At 54.7% G+C, this 17,971-nt stretch carries 15 protein-coding genes; 7 read left to right on the top strand and 8 right to left on the bottom strand.

The genetic code is table 11. The features are described from left to right. Nucleotides 1-60 precede the first annotated feature (60 nt). From BN8_RS01600 to BN8_RS01585, 4 genes are all read right to left on the bottom strand, one after another. Nucleotides 61-1,701, bottom strand: coding sequence for a TldD/PmbA family protein (locus tag BN8_RS01600; protein ID WP_040005230.1), 1,641 nt, complete (start codon nucleotides 1,699-1,701; stop codon nucleotides 61-63). Nucleotides 1,702-1,836: 135 nt separating this feature from the next. Beyond that, nucleotides 1,837-3,960 carry a M3 family metallopeptidase gene (locus BN8_RS01595; protein WP_009280019.1) on the bottom strand — a complete coding sequence of 708 codons (2,124 nt, stop codon included), beginning with the start codon at nucleotides 3,958-3,960 and terminating at the stop codon, nucleotides 1,837-1,839. A gap of 64 nt (nucleotides 3,961-4,024) precedes the next feature. Next, the gene (locus tag BN8_RS01590) at nucleotides 4,025-5,341 is read right to left on the bottom strand and encodes a TldD/PmbA family protein (RefSeq protein WP_009280018.1); all 1,317 of its coding nucleotides are present in this window, start codon (nucleotides 5,339-5,341) and stop codon (nucleotides 4,025-4,027) included. 86 nt (nucleotides 5,342-5,427) lie between these two features. Continuing rightward, the gene (locus BN8_RS01585; protein WP_009280017.1) at nucleotides 5,428-7,071 is read right to left on the bottom strand and encodes a TldD/PmbA family protein; all 1,644 of its coding nucleotides are present in this window, start codon (nucleotides 7,069-7,071) and stop codon (nucleotides 5,428-5,430) included. A gap of 219 nt (nucleotides 7,072-7,290) precedes the next feature. Here BN8_RS01585 and egtB point away from each other — a divergent pair, with 219 nt between their 5' ends. From egtB to BN8_RS01570, 3 genes are all read left to right on the top strand, one after another. Beyond that, entirely contained in the window at nucleotides 7,291-8,472 is a 1,182-nt protein-coding gene (gene egtB, locus BN8_RS01580) for an ergothioneine biosynthesis protein EgtB (protein ID WP_040005229.1), read from the top strand. Beyond that, entirely contained in the window at nucleotides 8,436-9,518 is a 1,083-nt protein-coding gene (gene egtD, locus BN8_RS01575; protein ID WP_009280015.1) for an L-histidine N(alpha)-methyltransferase, read from the top strand. Before egtB ends, egtD begins: the two co-directional genes overlap by 37 nt. A 142-nt stretch (nucleotides 9,519-9,660) precedes the next feature. Further along, the gene (locus tag BN8_RS01570; protein WP_051040981.1) at nucleotides 9,661-11,166 is read left to right on the top strand and encodes a PAS domain-containing sensor histidine kinase; all 1,506 of its coding nucleotides are present in this window, start codon (nucleotides 9,661-9,663) and stop codon (nucleotides 11,164-11,166) included. On the opposite strand, the gene BN8_RS01565 is transcribed toward BN8_RS01570, so the two are convergent. Genes BN8_RS01565 through BN8_RS01555 form a run of 3 tightly spaced genes read right to left on the bottom strand, consistent with a single transcriptional unit; the run spans nucleotide 11,151 to nucleotide 14,391 of the window. Next, the gene (locus tag BN8_RS01565) at nucleotides 11,151-11,744 is read right to left on the bottom strand and encodes a biliverdin-producing heme oxygenase (protein WP_009280013.1); all 594 of its coding nucleotides are present in this window, start codon (nucleotides 11,742-11,744) and stop codon (nucleotides 11,151-11,153) included. The two genes, BN8_RS01570 and BN8_RS01565, sit on opposite strands and share 16 nt — an antisense overlap. After that, nucleotides 11,741-12,151: a response regulator gene (locus tag BN8_RS01560; protein ID WP_009280012.1), complete on the bottom strand. Its 411-nt coding sequence runs from the start codon at nucleotides 12,149-12,151 to the stop codon at nucleotides 11,741-11,743. Before BN8_RS01560 ends, BN8_RS01565 begins: the two co-directional genes overlap by 4 nt. 2 nt (nucleotides 12,152-12,153) lie before the next feature. Further along, nucleotides 12,154-14,391 (bottom strand): ATP-binding protein, encoded by a 2,238-nt coding sequence (locus BN8_RS01555; protein ID WP_009280011.1) that lies wholly within the window; start codon nucleotides 14,389-14,391, stop codon nucleotides 12,154-12,156. A gap of 236 nt (nucleotides 14,392-14,627) precedes the next feature. Between BN8_RS01555 and BN8_RS01550 the strand changes: the two genes are divergently transcribed. From BN8_RS01550 to BN8_RS01535, 4 genes are all read left to right on the top strand, one after another. Continuing rightward, complete coding sequence (locus BN8_RS01550; RefSeq protein ID WP_009280009.1) at nucleotides 14,628-15,260, top strand: RNA polymerase sigma factor; 633 nt, start codon at nucleotides 14,628-14,630, stop codon at nucleotides 15,258-15,260. Between the two features lie 90 nt (nucleotides 15,261-15,350). Then, the gene (locus BN8_RS01545; protein WP_009280008.1) at nucleotides 15,351-15,692 is read left to right on the top strand and encodes a hypothetical protein; all 342 of its coding nucleotides are present in this window, start codon (nucleotides 15,351-15,353) and stop codon (nucleotides 15,690-15,692) included. A 3-nt stretch (nucleotides 15,693-15,695) separates the two neighbouring features. After that, nucleotides 15,696-16,112 carry a hypothetical protein gene (locus BN8_RS01540; RefSeq protein WP_009280007.1) on the top strand — a complete coding sequence of 139 codons (417 nt, stop codon included), beginning with the start codon at nucleotides 15,696-15,698 and terminating at the stop codon, nucleotides 16,110-16,112. Nucleotides 16,113-16,191: 79 nt separating this feature from the next. Then, the gene (locus BN8_RS01535; protein WP_009280006.1) at nucleotides 16,192-16,413 is read left to right on the top strand and encodes a hypothetical protein; all 222 of its coding nucleotides are present in this window, start codon (nucleotides 16,192-16,194) and stop codon (nucleotides 16,411-16,413) included. Nucleotides 16,414-16,452: 39 nt separating this feature from the next. Here the strand turns inward: BN8_RS01535 and BN8_RS01530 are convergent, their stop codons facing one another. Then, entirely contained in the window at nucleotides 16,453-17,847 is a 1,395-nt protein-coding gene (locus BN8_RS01530; RefSeq protein WP_229367627.1) for a vanadium-dependent haloperoxidase, read from the bottom strand. Between the last annotated feature and the right edge of the window lie 124 nt (nucleotides 17,848-17,971).

Genomic DNA, 17,971 nt, shown 5'->3' with positions numbered 1-17,971 from the left:
AGTGCCTAAATCAGGCATTAAAGCAGAAGCTACCGAAAATTAACCAACTGAAAACTGATGCTATATCTTCCTTGCGGTATTAATCACATTCACGCCGTTGAAACGAGCCGTGGAGCTGCCGTGCGATACGGCGCTGACCTGACCGGGCTGGCCTTTCCCATCGAAAAACGAGCCGCCTAACCGATAGTCGCGATCATCGCAGATCTGGGTGCAGGAGTTCCAGAACTCCTGCGTGTTCGACTGATAGGCTACGTCCTTGAGCATCCCGGCAATCTTACCGTCCTTGATCTCGTAGAACAACTGCCCGCCAAACTGGAAGTTGTAGCGCTGCTGGTCAATCGAAAACGAACCGTCGCCGATGATGTAGATACCTTTCTTGACGTCCTTGATCAGTTGGTCGACCGAGAGGGGTTGCTTACCGGCCGCCAGCGATACGTTCGCCATCCGTTGGAACTGTACTGATCCCCAGTTATCGGCATAGCAACATCCCTGCGATTCGTCTTCGCCGATGATGTGTACCTGATCCCGAATGGCCTGGTAATTGACCAACGTACCGTCCTTAACCAGATCCCATTTTTTAGTTTTCACGCCCTCATCGTCCCAGCCAACGGCGCCCAGCGAACCCACCTGCGTTTTGTCGGCGAAGAGATTTACGATGTTACTGCCGTAGTTGAAATTTTTCGACTGCCACTTATCCAGCGTGGCGAAGGACGTACCGGCAAAATTGGCTTCGTAGCCCAATACGCGGTCCAGTTCGAGCGGGTGCCCAACCGACTCGTGAATGGTCAGCCAGAGGTGCGAAGGGTCGAGAATCAGGTCGTACTTCCCGGCTTCGACCGATTTGGCCGTTAGCTTCTGTTTAGCCTGTTTAGCCGCAGCCACTACGTCCTCCAGCATATCGTACCCCTTGTTGTAGCGGGTCGTGATGCCGGTCACCTTGTCGGAAGGGTTCGCCTGCAGATACTCGTAGCTCATGCCTACCGGCGCACTCAGCGAGTCGCGGGTTTCAAACTTGCCGGACTTCGGGTCGATGGCTGTAACAGTGAAGGTCGGCCAGATGCGGTGAACGTCCTGGTCGATGTACGAGCCGTCGGTCGAGGCAAAATACTTCTGCTCGTTGACCATGAACAGCACGGAGTTTACGTAGTTGGCTCCGTTTTTCATGGCGGCAGCGTTCACCCCAAGCAGCAGGTCGGCCTTTTCTTTGATCGGCACCTCAAACGCATTCTTTTTGATTGGCGTCTGCCAGCTTACCTCCCCAAAGCCTTTCTGTGGGGCCAGTTTTACCGGCTCCTTCATCAGCTTAGCATTGGCTTTGGCAATGGCCACGGCGTTCTCAGCGGCTTTGGCGGTATCGTTCTCGTTTTTGGCGTCAACCACGGCCGCAAAGCCCCAGCATCCATCCGCGATAACCCGTACCCCCACCCCGAATGACTCGGTATTGACAATGTTCTGCACTTTGTCTTCGCGCGTAATGACAAACTGCCGTAGGTACCGACCAATCCGCACATCCGCATAGGAGGCTCCTTTCGATTTTGCCGCATTCAGCGCGGCATCAGCCAGGCGCTTCTTGACGGCTACGTCTATACCCGGCTCCAGTAAGGCTTCAGGCGCAACGGGACGGCCCCAGGCCGACAGGTTGGGAAGCATCACAGCCCCGGCACCCATACCCGTTAATTGAAGAAAATCGCGACGATTCAAGGATTGTATTGTGGTTTTAGGTTGGAGATTCGTTTGATAAATGATGTAAAGCGGTGTGTCGGCGTTGCACGCATGGTTTGTAGTTTGTGGTCGTAGTTCGATCGAGCAGCGCAACTACGAACTACAAACCACGAACTACAACGCCTTATCCAGCCCTCTCCGCCGAAGCAACGGCCGGATGTCAGGCTCGGCACCGCGGAAATTCTGGTACAGCTTCATCGGCTCGTCGGTGCCGCCCCGCTCCAGCACATTTTTCCGGAACGATAAGGCCGACTTCTGATCGAAAAGCCCTTTCTGCTTGAACACCTCGAACGCATCGGCATCAAGCACCGCCGACCAGATGTAGCTGTAGTATCCGGCCGAGTACCCTCCCGAGAAGATATGCTGGAAGTACGTACTCCGGTAGCGGGGCGGAATCTGCTCAATCAGGCCAATTTTATCCATCGATTGCTTTTCAAACGCCAGTACGTCCTTCGGTGCTTGACCCGGTGCAAGCGTGTGGTAATCCATATCCAGCAACGAAGCGGCCAGGTATTCGGTCGTTGCAAAACCCTGATTGAACAGGCTGCTTTTCTTTACTTTTTCGATGAGCGCGTCGGGAATCACCTCGCCGGTCTGATAATGCTTGGCGTAGAGCTTCAGCATTTCAGGCTCCTCGGCCCAGTTCTCCATGATCTGCGACGGCAACTCGACGAAGTCGCGGGGAACAGCCGTACCCGATTGGCTGCTGTAACGGACATTCGACAGCAGACCGTGCAAAGCGTGGCCGAACTCGTGGAAGAACGTACTGGTCTCCTCCAGATTAAGCAGCGCGGGGGCATTGCCAGCGGGTCGGGGGAAGTTGCAGACGATCGAAACCACCGGCGTTACTTTCTTGCCGTTCTTAACCTCCTGCCGCCGGTAGCTGGTCATCCAGGCACCACCGCGTTTGCTGGCCCGGGGAAAGAAATCCATGTACAAAATACCTACGTGCCGTCCGTCGGCTTCTTTGACCTCGTACGTCACGACTTCTTCGTGGTAGGTCGGTACGTTCGTCAGTTTTTCGAAACGCAGGCCGTAGAGCCGGTTGCTGAGGGTAAATATTCCCTCCCGTACGTTGTCCAGCGACAGATACGGCCGTAATTCCTGCTCATCGAGGGCGTATTTCTCTTTGCGCAGTTTTTCGGCGTAGTACCGCCAGTCCCAGCCGGCCAGCTTTTCGTTTTTTCCCGCGCGATCCATCACACTTTGCAGTTCGGCAGCTTCCTGCTTCGTTACGGGCACGGTAGCCGTCCAGAGCCGGTCCAGGAGTTCGCGGGCTTTGGCGGGGGTGCTGGCCATGCTTTCTTCTAACACATAAGCCGCGTGGTTTTCGTAACCGAGCAAGCGTGCTTTTTCGGCCCGCAAGGCCACCATGTCGGCCATTATTTTCTTGTTGTCGCGCGCATCGTTGTGATTGCCTCGTTCGAGGTAAGCCTTGAATAGCTGCTCCCGCAGCGCCCGGTTGTCGGCGTATTGCAGGAACGGCATAATGCTCGGGTTCTGCAGGGTAAAGACCCACTTATCGCCCGCCAGCTTTCGTTTCTTAGCTTCCTCAGCAGCCGCGGCCACTACCGAAGCAGGCAGGCCGCTTAAATCCTCCTGTTTGTCGATGACGAGTGTGTAGGCATTATTCTCGGCCAGTACGTTCTGACCAAACTTCAGGGTCAGCACCGACAGTTCGCCGTTGATTTTACGCAGACGCTCCTGCTTCTCGGGCGACAGAGCTGCACCACTGCGCACAAAGTTTTTGTACATTTTTTCGAGCAGCCGCTGCTGATCGCCAGTCAGTTTCAGTTTGGTCCGCTGGTCGTACACCGCCTTGACGCGTTGGAACAAAGCCGGATCAAGCGATATGTCGTCGTTGTGCTTCGACAGTTTAGGCGCGATCGTCTGCGCAATTTTCTGGATAGCGTCGCTGGTATTGGCGCTGTTCAGGTTGAAAAAAACCGTACTGACCCGACTCAGCAGTTCACCACTGGCTTCCATAGCCTCAATGGTATTGGCAAACGTAGGTGCAGCCGTTTGCTTTGTAATGGCCGTAATCTCGGCCTGATGCCGCTTCATTCCCTCTTCAAACGCCGGCTCAAAGTGCTCGGGCTTAATTTTGTCGAAGGCCGGTACGCCAAACGGCGTATCGTATTCTTCAAAGAAGGGATTATCTGCAACCGGCGGATTGTCGATCAGCACGAATGCCGACAGGAAAACGGTCGATAGCAGCAGAATAAGCATAACTTTCATAGAGTGAGAAGTTTGTTGAAAAATTAATGCACCACCAGCCTGAACTGGTGGTGCGGTTGTATTCCTAAACAGCGTCCGACAGACTCGTGAAGGTAAAGTCCCGAATCTTCAGCGGGGGAACCATGTTGCCGCTCACACGTACCGGCCGTCCCATGGCTTCGAGGTTGTTGAGCATAATGACCGGGCTCTCGTTGAAACGAAAATTCTTGACCGGAAATTTGATCTGGCCGTTCTCGATGTAGAACGTTCCGTCGCGGGTCAGGCCGGTGTACAACAGCGTCTGTGGGTCCACGAAGCGGATATACCAGAACCGCGTCACCAGAATCCCTTTCTCGGTGCTTTTGATCAGATCAGCCAGCGATTGCGTGCCACCTTCCATGATAAAACCCGACGGTGACGGCACGGCCTTCACGCCTTTTTTTTCGGCCCAGAAGCGCGAATACGTCATGTTTTTCACGACGCCCTTATCGACCCAGACGATTTTTTCCTGCGGCCGACCGTCGCCGGAGTACGGTGAACCCGGAATATCGGCGTTGGTTGGGTCAGAGTAGATCGTCACCCGCTCGTCGTAGAGCTTTTCGCCCAGGCGGGTACCACCCCCTTTCTTGCTCAGGAACGAACGGCCCTCGTCGGCGTTGCGGGCGTCGATGCTGCGCATCATGTTCTGAAGCAGATCAACCGACGCGGCCGGTTCCAGAATAACGGTGTATTTACCCGGTTCCAGCGCCTTGGCCGACGTTGACGCCAGCGCCTTCTGCACCGCTACGTCCGTGGCGGATTTCGTGCTCAGTTTCGATACGTCATTCACATCGCGAATGGCGTAGCCGGAACCCGTACCGTCGGCCGTCCGGACCGTGATCGAGAAATCAACGGAGGTCGCCGGATTATAGCCGAACAGGCCTTTGCTGTTGCCGATGGCTGAAAAACCGGCGCTGTCTTCGAGATAGCCCGCAGCCGTCAGGTTCTTCTTGTTGCACAGATCAATGCTGTCGAAGGCAGCCTGAGCCCGGTAGGCGGGATCAATTTTAGCCGTGCTTTCCACGTACGCTTTGGTATCGACGTACTGCTGCGGCCCCAGCGCCGGTACATACTCCGGGTTTTCGGGGGCCAGCCGCGCGATCTCCTCCGCCCGACGGACCGTTTTTTCCAGCGATGCATCGTCGAACTCGTTGATGGTGGCCGTACCGGAGCGCTTGCCGAAAACGGCCGTTATGCCCAGCGACAGGTTGTTGGATTCGCCACTGGTCGACACCGAGTTACGGGCGTACCGGATGTTGCCCGTCCGCCCACCGCCAAGGTTAACGCTCATCTCGTCGGCCTTCGAGAACGACAGTACTTTATCGATTATCTTTTTAGCTTCTTCTTTGCTTAAGATTGCCATCTGTCAATTTGTAGTTTTTGGTTCGTAGTTCGTGGCTGAGTGGCGGCTGTGGACCGCAGACGACAAACCACCAATTACGAACTATGCTATATCTTCCGTCCCGTATTGATCACATTGACACCGTTGAAGCGCGTAGTCGGGCAGCCGTGCGACACGGCGCTGACCTGCGAGGGCTGGCCTTTCCCGTCGAAGAATGACCCGAAGGTGCGGTAGTCGTCTTTGTCGCAGAGCTGAGCGCATGAGTTCCAGAATTCCTGGGTGTTGGCCTGATACGCTACGTCGTCGAGCATCCCGGCAATTTCACCATTCTTGATTTCATAGAACAACTGCCCGCCAAACTGGAAGTTATACCGCTGCTGATCAATGGAATACGAACCGCGACCGATGATGTAGATACCTTTGTCGACGCCCTTGATCATGTCGGCAACGCTCCGCTTTTCCGTACCGGGACGCAGCGATACGTTCGGCATCCGCTGGAACTGCACCGAACTCCAGTTGTCGGCGTAGCAGCAGCCGTGCGATTCTTTCTCGCCGATGATGCTGGCCTGGTCGCGAATAGCCTGGTAATTGACCAGAACGCCGTCCTTAATCAGATCCCATTCTTTGCACGGTACGCCTTCGTCGTCGTAGCCGACCGTACCGAGGGTGTAAGGCTGGGTTTTGTCGGCAACGATATTGACCAGTTTGCTGCCGTAGTTGAAGCTCTTGGTTTTCCACTTGTCCAGCGTCGCGAACGACGTACCGGCGTAGTTGGCTTCGTAGCCCAGCACGCGGTCCAGCTCCGTGGGGTGACCCACCGATTCATGAATGGTCAGGCCGAGGTGGTTAGGGTCCAGCACGAGGTCATATTTGCCCGGCTGTACGGATTTGGCGGTCAGCTTTTCCTTGGCCTGTTTGGCGGCCAGGATCGCATCTTCGACCATATCGTAGGAGTTACGGTAGCCCACTAAACCATTGGGTCCGGGAATCTTTTCCGTGGCTACCCCATCGAGGTATTCGTAGCCCATGCCCATCGGTGAGCTGAGCGCATCGCGGGTTTTGAACCCACCGGCCTGCCGATCAACGGCCGTAACGGTGAAGGTCGGCCAGATGCGATGAACGTCCTGGTCGATGTATGAACCGTCGGTTGAGGCAAAATACTTTTGTTCGTTGACAAAGAAGAGATTGGATGTAACGAAAGCCGCACCGTTTTTCATGGCCTCGCCGTTGACTTTCATCAGCAGGTCGATCTTTTCCTGCACCGGAATTTCGAAGGCATTTTTCTTGATCGGCGTCTTCCAGGTCACTTCGCCTACGCCCTTCTGCGGAGCCAGCGTTACGGGCTCTTTCTGGATCTTGGCGTTGGCTTTGGCAATGGCCACGGCGGTTTCGGCGGCCCGGGCAATGCCGTCGGGCGTTACGTCGCTGGTGGCTGAGAACCCCCAGGTTCCGTTAGCCAGCACCCGAATCCCCACCCCATACGATTCGGCATTCACAATGTTCTGCACTTTGTTTTCCCGCGTGAACAGAAATTGTTGCAGGTATCGCCCAATCCGAACATCGGTGTACGTAGCTCCTTTGCTCTTGGCCGCGTTGAGGGCAACGTCAGCCAGCTTCTTTTTCGTAGCGGCATCGGCCCGTGGCTCCAGCAGGTACTCCAGCGGAACGGCGTTGCCCAACACCGGAACCGATGCACCCATCAGCGCGCCAATTCCCATGCCCGACAACTGCATGAAATCTCTTCTCTTCATCAATAGAATAGGTTATATTGTAAAAATCTAATTCAGTAGAAAATTTGGTAAGAATTCACCAAAACCAGCGGCAAATCGAACAAATTAGTCTACAAATCTCAAATTTGGATACAGGATCATTCAATTACAAAATAAATGTGATGAATGGAGGCAAATATTTTAAATCCAAATGCCGGTTTCGATCGTTTTACTGATAGGTCACCACACTTCTTGTTTACTATGCTTGTGCTTAACCCATCGGCTACGGCTTTTTTAGTAGACCGCTATCAGCAAATCCGAGCGCATACCGAGTTAATCTGCCGCCACCTCGAAACAGAAGATTATGTAGTTCAGCCGATTGCCGATGTCAGTCCGCCTAAGTGGCATCTGGGTCATACGACATGGTTCTGGGAAACCTTCGTACTCGTTCCTCATCTGCCTGGCTATCAAATTTTTCATGAGGATTTTAGCTTCGTTTTCAATAGCTATTACGAAAGCGTTGGCCGGCGTGTGTTACGTACGAACCGGGGGAATCTCAGCCGACCGACCGTGGCCGATGTCTATCGCTACCGGGCATACGTCGATGAACACATGAGCCGTTTCCTGGCAGAGGCCGATTCGAACCTCATTCCACTCCTCGACCTGGGGCTGAACCACGAGCAACAGCACCAGGAGTTGCTGATTACAGATATTAAATACATACTGGGCCACAATCCCCTGTTTCCGGCCATCGAGATGCCGGCCCTGTCGGATACTTCTCCCGCAGCCGGTAAAGCTGTGACGGTACAGGAAGGCGTGTATACGATTGGCTATCAGGGCAATGGTTTCTGTTTTGATAATGAACTGGGCGTCCATAACGTGTACCTCAATGAAACAACGCTGGCCGGTTCGCTGATTACCAACGCCGAATACATGGCATTCATTGAAGCTGGCGGCTACCAGCATTTCCGGTACTGGTTATCTGACGGCTGGGCCTGGGTCAATGTCCATCACGTACAGGCTCCCCTATACTGGCACCGCGTTGAGGGCGATTGGTACGTGTATACCTTCGACGGGCTGAACCCAGTGGAGCCGGATGCGCCGGTTTGCCACGTCAGCTATTACGAAGCCGACGCCTTTGCCCGCTGGCGGGGGCAACGGCTACCCACCGAATTTGAATGGGAAACGGCGGCTGTGCACAACGAATCGCTTCGCTGGGGCCAGCGTTGGGAATGGACAAACTCGGCTTATCTGCCTTACCCCGGCTTCACCACCGCCGACGGGGCAGTCGGCGAATACAACGGCAAATTTATGAGTGGGCAGATGGTGCTCCGGGGAGCATCTGTTGCCACACCCGACGGCCATGCGCGGCCGACTTATCGCAATTTCTTTCAACCTGATAAACAATGGCAGTTCACGGGAATACGAATGGTGATGGGGTAAGGGCTGGGGGCGTAGAGCGTAGGGCTGAGGGCAAGGGGCTTGGAGTTGATTCTTTATCCCTAAGCCCTTCACCCCAAGCCCTTAGCCCATCGCCCCTTGCAGAGGAAGTACGCACCGGACTGGCAAAAACTCCCAAGCGGCTGTCTTCCCGATTTTTTTACGATGCCGAAGGAAGCCGGATTTTCCAGGAAATCATGCACGCGCCCGAGTACTATCTGACCCGGTCGGAGTATGAAATACTGGACACGCACAAATCGGATCTGGCGAGGCTGTTTGCAGCGGGTGGCTACGAAGTGGACCTGATCGAGCTGGGGGCTGGCGACGGCCTGAAAACAAAATTACTGCTCGAACACCTGTGGGAAAACCAGGTGGCGTTTCGCTACGTTCCGGTCGATATTTCGGAAGATGCCCTGGAAGGGCTTGTCGGTACCCTCCGCCAACAGTGGCCTTCCATGACTGTACGACCGCAGCACAGCGACTACTTTACGGCTCTCGAACGCCTGTCCGGCGAAACCCGCCCGCACCGGGCACCTACCCGGCGGGTCGTACTGTTTCTGGGCTCCAACATCGGCAACTTCACCACCAGCGAGACCATCCATTTTTACCGGAGCATCAGCAGTCGGCTGCTACCGGGCGACCTGGTCCTAACCGGCGTTGACCTGCAAAAACACCCGGCCGTTATCCACGCGGCCTACAACGACCGCCAGGGCCTGACCCGTGCGTTCAACCTGAATCTGCTTCGGCGCATTAACCGTGAACTGGACGCCAACTTCGACTTGTCGGCATTTGACCACTACGAAACCTACGACCCCGAGTCGGGGGAAGCCCGCAGTTATCTGGTCAGCCAGAAAGCACAGCAGGTACAGATTCGGGCGTTGAGTATAACGGTACCGTTCGCATACGGCGAGGTCATTCATACCGAAATCTCGCGCAAGTTTACGCGTACTCAGCTCGAACAACTCGCGAACGAAACCGGATTTTCGTTAACCAACTGGTTCACCGACTGCAAAGAGTATTTTGCAGACGTGATCTTTCAGAAACAGTAAGTTGCCAGTGGCTAACAAAACAGGATGGATTACCATAAACTCCAACGGACGTACCTCATGTATTGCTGAATATTCGTTACTTTAGCTCTGTTTCCCCAGAGCGGTAATGTCATTAGTAACCACTAAATTTAGATTGTCTGCAGTGTCAACTGCCATTCTCGATCAATTACCGGACGGGGTCGCCAGCTACGAGGCCGTTCGCCACAACGGTTTCATCACCGACTTCAAATTGGTCTATGCCAATGCCCTGTTTCAGGAGTTGATGCCTGCTGACTGCCAACTGGCTGCCAACGAGCAGATGCTGACCGGCGATGCTGATAAAACAGCACGCTGGCAGCCAATCGCTGACCACTGCAAGGAAGTTGTTGAAACAGGGCAAACAGTCAACTATTCGCTGAGTGATTCTCTTTTCCCATCGACCAATCTGCGGATTTCTCCGATTACCGATGGGGTGCTGATTACGATCCGGGACACACCTCAGCCGGCGCCGGACGGCCAGCTTCAGTGGATCACCAACGTATTAAACGCATCGCTGGGAAATATATTCGTCTACGAAGCCATTCGGGATGAAAACGGAGTGATTCAGGATTTTTATATCCGGTTTGCGAACGAGAAGGCCGTTCAGGATGTGAAAACCTACATGGGTAAGGAAGCAATTGGAAACACTCTCCTGGACATCTACCCTCAGTCGCGTGAGATGGGCCAGTTCAATCACTGCGTTCGGGTGATTGAAACCGGGGAGCCCTTTCGTCTGGAGATCTATTACCCTAAACCGCAGGTCTGGTACGATACGTCAATCACCAAACTGAACGACGGCTGCATCGTCACGGGGATGGAGATCACCGCCCGAAAGCGGAGTGAACTGCGGCTGAAAGAACAGAACGAGCTTCAGCACCGGATGGTATTTGAACTGCGCCAGAGCAATGAAAACCTGCGTCAGTTTGCACAGGTGGCCAGCCATGACCTACAGGAGCCGCTGCGAAAGATTCAAACCTTCGGCGATATTCTTCAGAATCAATTTGAAGACAATCTGGCGGATGGCGAACGCGATATGATCCGGCGGATTCAGCGATCAGCCAAACGGATGCAGATGCTCATCAAGGATTTGCTGGCATACTCACAACTGGCTTCGCAACGCGACCCGTTTGAGCCGGTAGCCCTGAATGACGTAATTCGCGACGTGCTGAGTGACCTGGAAATAGCCGTCTCCGAAAAAAACGCCACCGTGCAGGTATCCCACCTGCCCACCATACTGGGTAGTCCGTCGCGGCTACGGCAACTATTTCAGAACCTGATTGCCAACTCACTGAAGTTTAAAAAAGCTAACCAGTCGCCGGTAATTCAGTTTGCTGCGCGGCTGGCTGCTGCCAACGAATTACCGGCCACCCTACACAACCAGACAACATCATCCTTCTGGCTCATCAGTGTCACGGATAATGGCCTGGGGTTCGAAGAGAAATACAAAGACCGAATTTTTCATCCCTTCCAGCGGCTGCACGATACATCTGCCTTTAGCGGAACCGGTATTGGCCTGGCCATCTGTCAGCGAGTGGCCGAAAGTCATGGCGGAGCAATCGACGTAAGCAGCCAACCCAACGTAGGCTCTACATTCAAAGTCTTTTTACCGGTTTATCAGGACAAAGCGTAGCGGTTTGCCTCCGGTTGCCGTTGCCGAAACAGTTGCTGGTACGTTGTAAAAGCCCGTCCGGCAGCCGCCACCACGCGGTCTTCCAGCCCAGCCCCCCGTTCCATCGCAAATTGGCCAAACGCCCGCCAGTTAGGCCCGGTTTCAGCACCATACCCCCGGTAAAAACGGGCCTGGACCAACAAAGGCTGTAAGGCCGGATTTTGCTGGAGATAGTGCCACACAGTTTTTCCACCGAGCATCGAGCCTTCACCAACGTAGGCTGCCCCCAGTAAGTCCTCGGGCGACCAACCGGCAAAAACAGGCGTAGTGGTCGGCAACGGGACACCAAGGGTTGTCAGATCGGCCAGCAGCCAGGGCGTTTTCCGGCGCTTCTGCGGCTCATACGGCTCAAAAAAATCAGGATACTCGCTGATGGCACCCTCCAGCGCCTGGTGAAAAGCCAGGTGGGTGAGTAACAGATGAACGTACTGTTCTGCCGATAGTGTTCCACCGCGCAGCTCGCTCGTATACAGCAGTTGTTCGGTTTGCTCGTGCTGAAGCCGGGTTTCGTCGCGCAGTCGTTCCAGTAGCGTTTTCATCGTTCGTTGGTTTGCGTGTTATCCTCCAGCCAGAATTGGCACAGCCGCTGAATAAGCCGCCCGGTAGCCTGATACGTGCCGGGTTTCACCAGATACGCGTTGACGCCGGATTCATAAGCCATTCGAATATCGCTGGGGTTATCCGACGTGCTGAACACGACGACCGGCAGTCGACGGGTATGGTGGTTCTTGCGGATGGTTTCCAATACATCAAATCCACTCAGGCCGATCAGGTTCAAATCTAACAGGACCAGTTTGGGAAGTGTTTTCGCCTGTTGTAGAAATTCGATAGCTTCAGAGCCACTCGTAAGAATTGAATAGGTTACCGGCTCCTCGTACTTACGCAACAAACGACTGAAGATATCCGCATCGTCCGCGTTATCTTCAACGTACAATATATCAACCATACTCAATCAGCCGGATCTATCGGAAACGAGATAAAGAAGGTAGCCCCCCGGTTCGGCTCACTGTGGTACCAGATTTTGCCCTTGTGACGGCTAACGATACGCTTTACAATGGCCAGCCCTACGCCAGACCCCTTGATAGATCGGGCATTTTCCAGCCGCTTGAACAGATCAAACATTTTACCGGCTTCTTTCATGTCGAAACCGATACCATTGTCGGCAACCTGATAAACCACTTCATCGCCATTCTGTTGCCCACTAACGCGCACAAACCCTTCCGGCCTGGGCCGCGTATACTTAGCTGCGTTAGCAACCAGATTGGTGAACAACTGCGTGACCATGGTCGGGTCGGCATTGAACGAGGGCGTATCGTCCAGCTCAATTTTCAGCGCCCGGTCTTTTTCAGAAATCAGCACTTCTTCCCGAATGCTTTCGAGCAGTTTCCGCATGTCGATCGGCTGAGCATTGATCTCCGTACGCCCCATGCGGGAATAATAGAGGATGTGCCGAATCAGCGCCCGCATCTTGTCGGTCGAATCCATGATCTTCTGGAACAACGCCCGGGCGTCAGGGTTGAAGTCCTGCCCGTATTCCTCCAGCAGAATTTCGGCGTAACACCGGATCGACGACAGGGGAGTTCGGAGGTCGTGCGATACGGTATAGCTGAAGGCATCCAGTTCCTCATAAGCGGCCTGTAGCCGCTGGTTAAGTAACCGGATTTCGTTAGCCTGCCGCGTCACAATCTGCAGGATATCTTCCCGCAGTTTCACGGCCGCCGACACTTCAACTTCGGTCCAGGGGTCGGTCGTGTTACGTACCAGTTCGGTCCATGCCGCGAAGCTTTTACGCGGACTCAGCCGCACTTCGCCATTCTCGCTTACTGAAACGGGCTTTTCCGGATTACCGGCCCAGGTTACCTGCTGAATCCGTTCGGGCTTGAACCAGAGCAGGTATTCGTTTAACTCCCGCGATAGCTCAATGGCCAGCAACCCAGCTCCCACCCCCGCATACGCTTCGGCGGGCGGATATAGTACCGGTAGCTGGTTGGTCTCCATGAACGTATTGGGGTTGGCCGTTTTCAACCAGGTAGTTAAGTCCCGGATAGCCGCTTCGTCGGGCGTTTTGCCCAAGTGATACTGTTGATTGTTAAACAGCAGTACAAGCCCCGTGGCCGAATTTAGATCAAGAGCCGTTACCGCTCGCTTGGTCAGCGCCCGCACCACGTCATCGTCTGCAATCAACTGCTCGTGCAGTTGCTGGCCGTACTCCCGGCTTTGCTGAAGCTGCTGCTGGTCTTCGGCATCCCGACGAAACTCAAGTGCCGCCGACAATAGCTGACTAACAAACCGGGCCGACTGCCGGGCCGAGTAGTCGACCAAACGTGGCGAATAATGATGGCACGACATCAACCCCCAGAGTTCACCACGGTATAGCAGCGAAATGCTCATCGAGGCCTGAACGCCCATGTTTCTGAGGTACTCGATATGAACCGTCGAAACGGCCCGCAAGGTCGAATGTGTGAGGTCCAGGGGCCGGTCCTCTGACAGTTCCGGACTGGACAGAATTGGGGAGGGCGTACTGCCGACATCGGCAATGAGCCGTACGAGATTGATCTTGTACAACTCGCGGGCCTGCCGTGGAATATCGGATGCGGGGTAATGCAACCCCAGAAACGACTCGAGCTGCGGCTCCTTCGCTTCGGCAATGACCTGCCCGTGCCAGTCGGCTCCGAATCGATAGACCATGACCCGGTCAAAACCAATGATCTCTTTAACCCGCCGGGCGGTATTCTGAAGCAGATCGGTGAGCTGGCGGCTGGATTGAACTTCGTTCAGGGCTTCGGCAATCAACCGTTGGTTGAACGGTAGGTTGGACGTATCGCCGGTAGGTTCCCACTCAAGCAGCAACAGCCCGTCGTGTTCGTGAATAATCAGGTTGAAGAGCCGACCGCCAATCCTGACCTGGTGCGGGTTGATGGTATCCCAGGAGCCACCGCGCCGACCAACGTTCAGCAGTTCCTTCAGGTTATTGACGGGAAGGTCCGTTTTAGCCAGTAGCGCATCGAGCGACTGCCCGAGTAGTTCACTAATGGGTTGTCCAACAAGCTCGGCCACATTGGCGCTGGCATGAACAATGGAGTATGTCTCCGGCTTAATGGCAACCAGATAGCCGTGGGACTGGACATGCCCCAAAATATGGATAGGCTCCTGTTCACAGGAAGTGAGATCAACGTTGAGTGTCATAAACAGTTGGAGCAATCAACTGACTAAAAAGTAAGTAATCAGCGAGAAGATCACCATAATCAGCTACATAAACGGTTTGCAATATACGTCTTTTTCGTATATGATAAAATACGTCATTTACCCTGACCGCTCTACCCTTTTTTCTTCCTCTTATCCTTTTTATTTACCTCATCGACACCTTCTCTACAATATTTTCCTTTTGCTTCCGACTACCCTGCTGTATAGCAAGCAGAATCGTGAACGCATTACGTATCAACTTATCACTCAGCAGCTCCACGGCCGAAACACCCGCTCCGGAACCACCGAATGCGGCTTTGAGCGAAACGGTTCGCCGGGAACGGTCGCGGCTGCTCGAGTTCATTCGTCGGCGGTTGCCCGATCCGGACGAAGCCGAAGACGTACTGCAGGATGTATTCGTGGAGTTGACCGAAGCCTATCAGCTCGCCAAACCCATAGAGCGCGTGGCGTCGTGGCTGTTTGCGGTGGCCCGGAATAAAATTAGCGACTGGTACCGAAAAGCCCGGCCCAACGGGGTGCAGACGGTTTCGCTCGATACGTCAGATTTTACAACCGACGATGACGGCGAGGTGCCGGTGCTGGGTCAGTGGCTGGCTGCGGCCGACGATACGGGGCCAGAAAGCGAGTTCTTTCGCGAAACGCTTTACGAAGCGCTCACCGAGGCCCTCGCCGAACTACCCGCCGACCAGCGCGACGTATTTGTCCGGCACGAACTGGAAGGACAGAGTTTTAAGGAGATGGCTGCCGAATGGAACGTTCCCGTCAACACGCTGCTGTCGCGGAAACGATATGCGGTGCTGCACCTCCGCGAACGACTACGCGACCTGTACGAGGATTTATTCAATGAGTGAATGAGCGAAAGAGTGAATCTTGACCGGCCATGTAAGCGAATGTGAATTTCAGGGAAGCACTACTAATTCGCTCTTTCACTCTTTAAAACAATGGAAACCATGTGGATCTTAAAAGGAATTGGATTTGCCGCACTTGGTATTGCGGTGTTTTTACTCGCTACGTATGTGGTGATGCGGCTTTGGAACTGGCTGGTGCCATCGCTGTTCAATGGGCCGCGGCTGCGTTTTGTTCAGGCACTGGGGCTGTTCTTCCTGGCCCGACTGCTATTCGGATTTGGCTTCGGGCGGGGTGGCTACGGTTATCGCGGCCAGCACAACCACTGGCGGCATGAACAGCACCGGGTTGAACCCCGGCCGGAGAAGGAGAATACAAGTCAGTCGGCTTACTATCCATCTCATATTATGAATGTTACGTATCAAACGAATAACTAACCAATGAAACGATTTTGGATTCGCCGGGGCCTTCGGTTTCTCGGCTTCGCCATACTCTTTGTCGGCCTGGCTGGTCTGGCCGTCATGGCACTCTGGAATGCGCTGTTACCCGCTATTCTGGGTGTATCAGCGATAAACTTTGGGCAGGCTCTTGGCTTGTTGCTACTGAGCAGGCTGCTGTTCGGTGGCTTCCGTGGCTACGGGGGTCCCGGCTGGCGGAGAGGCTATGGCCCCCGTGGTCATGCCTGGAAGCAGAAAATGGCCGAACGCTGGCAGACCATGACGCCCGAAGAACGCGAGCAGTTCCGGCAGCAGTGGCGCAACCGGTGTGGCGGAGGGCGCTACGGTCGCGAGTGGCGGGGCGCTCAGCCTGAACAACCCGGGCAGGCTCAGCAGGACCCGACCACAACCGCTATTTAGCGCCCATTCCATTGGCTCGGGGTCGCGAACAATGCGTCGGTCGTCCCGTTACAGAATAAACAAAACCATAGGAGATCCCATGAACAGACGGATGATTGACGGCGACCCCGATAGCGGTGGCGGTCGGGTAGAAGGTGAAGGTACGTTCAATGGTGGTATGACCACGGAACAGATGGCCGGCATGGAACCACTGCCGAATGAAGACGACAACGCCGATATTGAGAGCAATACACTCGGCGGTACGTCGGATACGGGAGCAGGTCCGGTCGGCGACGGCGAGCCCGCTGACGCTGACCAATAAACGATACGTCAAACGCCCGGCTATGAAGCCGGGCGTTTGTTATTTCTTCCATTGCAGGGCGTTGATGTTCCCGCCGATGACCTTTCCTTCTTTCAGGCCCGTATCATTGTCCTGCTGGGTGTGAATACCACCCAGAAACCGCGAGTGGGCACATTCTTCGGCCGTAGCCCACAACGACGCAAACGTACGGGCTTTGTACTCCACGTTTCGACCGAAATCCTTTGGCCGGCTAACGTGTGAATTGTCGACCAGCCCGAAGTTTTCGCCGTAAAGGTCGGTCAGCACCGTTGCCGTTGCCGACGCCTGCGTAGCGTGTCCCGACGAAAACGCCGGGAAGGGGGGTTCCGGCCAGAACGGCGACCACGTTCTATCCACATTGGCCCGGATGAACGAAGATGGCCGCTCATTGTGGTAGGTATACTTACACTTCCAGCAGTTGATGAACGCATCGGCTACGGCCATCCCCACGCGGGCGTAGGTTTCAACGGCTTTAGCCAGGTTTGCCCCGGCGGTTTTTACCGTAATCGTAGCCAGGTTGTACGAATGGCCGGGGGGCGTAAAGGTCTGGCTCGGATCGTCGCCCCACCACATGGCGATTTCTTTCTCCGTCTGTGTCAGCCGGAGGTTTTTGTCGTAAACGGCTTTGTACAACTTGTAATACGCGGAGTTGGGATCAGTTGAATACGGTGCCGGCTTGGGCATTTCCAGACTACTATTCGCGGGGACGAAGGTTCGGTTGCGGCCCCAGTACGGATGGAGTGCCCGCCGGATCGCCACCTGCCCATCAAAGGGGGGACTCCACGAGCCGGGCGTCGTGGACAGCACATAGTTTTCAGGGAAGGGATTTTTATAGCCCTGATGTCCACCGTCGGTTTTCGACCACTCGTAGATGGCCGCCCCCACGGCCTGCCCGAACGCAATGGACCGGGCCACCACCGCCTTATCTTTAAGCGTATCGCCAAAGGCTGTGCGCATCGCCATGTCGAGCGAATCGATGCTGGTTTTGTTGAACGCCGACGTATGTTCGTACAGATTTTTGAGCAGAAACGCCTGAGCCGCATTCAGGGCCAGCGGCCAGTTGTAGACGCTATCGGTCTTAGGCGTTGGGAACGCCTTGATGCCTTTCAATTGCCCCACCAGCGACTGCCGGTCGGCGATGCCATACACGGTTGTTTCGTACATGGCCAGCCCCAGATAACCAAACTCCCGCGACGCGTAGGTTGGCGAGTTACCGGGCGTTCCAGCGGTAATGCGAAGAGCCATATTCGCCCAATGCACAGCCAGCCTGGCATCGTAGGTATTCGTACGGACGCCCTTCGGATACGTCGGTTCAGGCACAAAATCCGGTTCTGGGTCCGGCTCCGGCGAGGAACATCCCTGCATCAGCCAGACACCACCCAGTAACCACAGCCAGAGGCAGGCTGGCTTCCACATACTTCGAAAACAATTCCTGGCCATACGCCCTTTAATGAGTTCCGCTGTTCTTTGGTAACAAGATACAATCTGAGCCCAAACCGTTGTAACACAAATGCAAAAAAGCAGGCTCAAATTATATGAA

The organism is Fibrisoma limi BUZ 3 (assembly GCF_000296815.2).
Lineage (GTDB): Bacteria > Bacteroidota > Bacteroidia > Cytophagales > Spirosomataceae > Fibrisoma > Fibrisoma limi.
This window is presented reverse-complemented; position numbering and strand designations above follow the sequence as displayed.

Excerpts from the sequence above, each read along its gene's own strand:
- BN8_RS01585 (WP_009280017.1), bottom strand. The coding sequence starts at position 7,071 with ATGAAGAGAAGAGATTTCATGCAGTTGTCGGGCATGGGAATTGGCGCG.
- BN8_RS01590 (WP_009280018.1), bottom strand. The coding sequence starts at position 5,341 with ATGGCAATCTTAAGCAAAGAAGAAGCTAAAAAGATAATCGATAAAGTA.
- egtD (WP_009280015.1), top strand. The coding sequence starts at position 8,436 with ATGGCAGTTCACGGGAATACGAATGGTGATGGGGTAAGGGCTGGGGGC.
- BN8_RS01540 (WP_009280007.1), top strand. The coding sequence starts at position 15,696 with ATGAAACGATTTTGGATTCGCCGGGGCCTTCGGTTTCTCGGCTTCGCC.
- BN8_RS01530 (WP_229367627.1), bottom strand. The coding sequence starts at position 17,847 with ATGTGGAAGCCAGCCTGCCTCTGGCTGTGGTTACTGGGTGGTGTCTGG.
- BN8_RS01545 (WP_009280008.1), top strand. The coding sequence starts at position 15,351 with ATGGAAACCATGTGGATCTTAAAAGGAATTGGATTTGCCGCACTTGGT.
- BN8_RS01555 (WP_009280011.1), bottom strand. The coding sequence starts at position 14,391 with ATGACACTCAACGTTGATCTCACTTCCTGTGAACAGGAGCCTATCCAT.
- BN8_RS01560 (WP_009280012.1), bottom strand. The coding sequence starts at position 12,151 with ATGGTTGATATATTGTACGTTGAAGATAACGCGGACGATGCGGATATC.
- BN8_RS01565 (WP_009280013.1), bottom strand. The coding sequence starts at position 11,744 with ATGAAAACGCTACTGGAACGACTGCGCGACGAAACCCGGCTTCAGCAC.
- BN8_RS01595 (WP_009280019.1), bottom strand. The coding sequence starts at position 3,960 with ATGAAAGTTATGCTTATTCTGCTGCTATCGACCGTTTTCCTGTCGGCA.
- egtB (WP_040005229.1), top strand. The coding sequence starts at position 7,291 with ATGCTTGTGCTTAACCCATCGGCTACGGCTTTTTTAGTAGACCGCTAT.
- BN8_RS01535 (WP_009280006.1), top strand. The coding sequence starts at position 16,192 with ATGAACAGACGGATGATTGACGGCGACCCCGATAGCGGTGGCGGTCGG.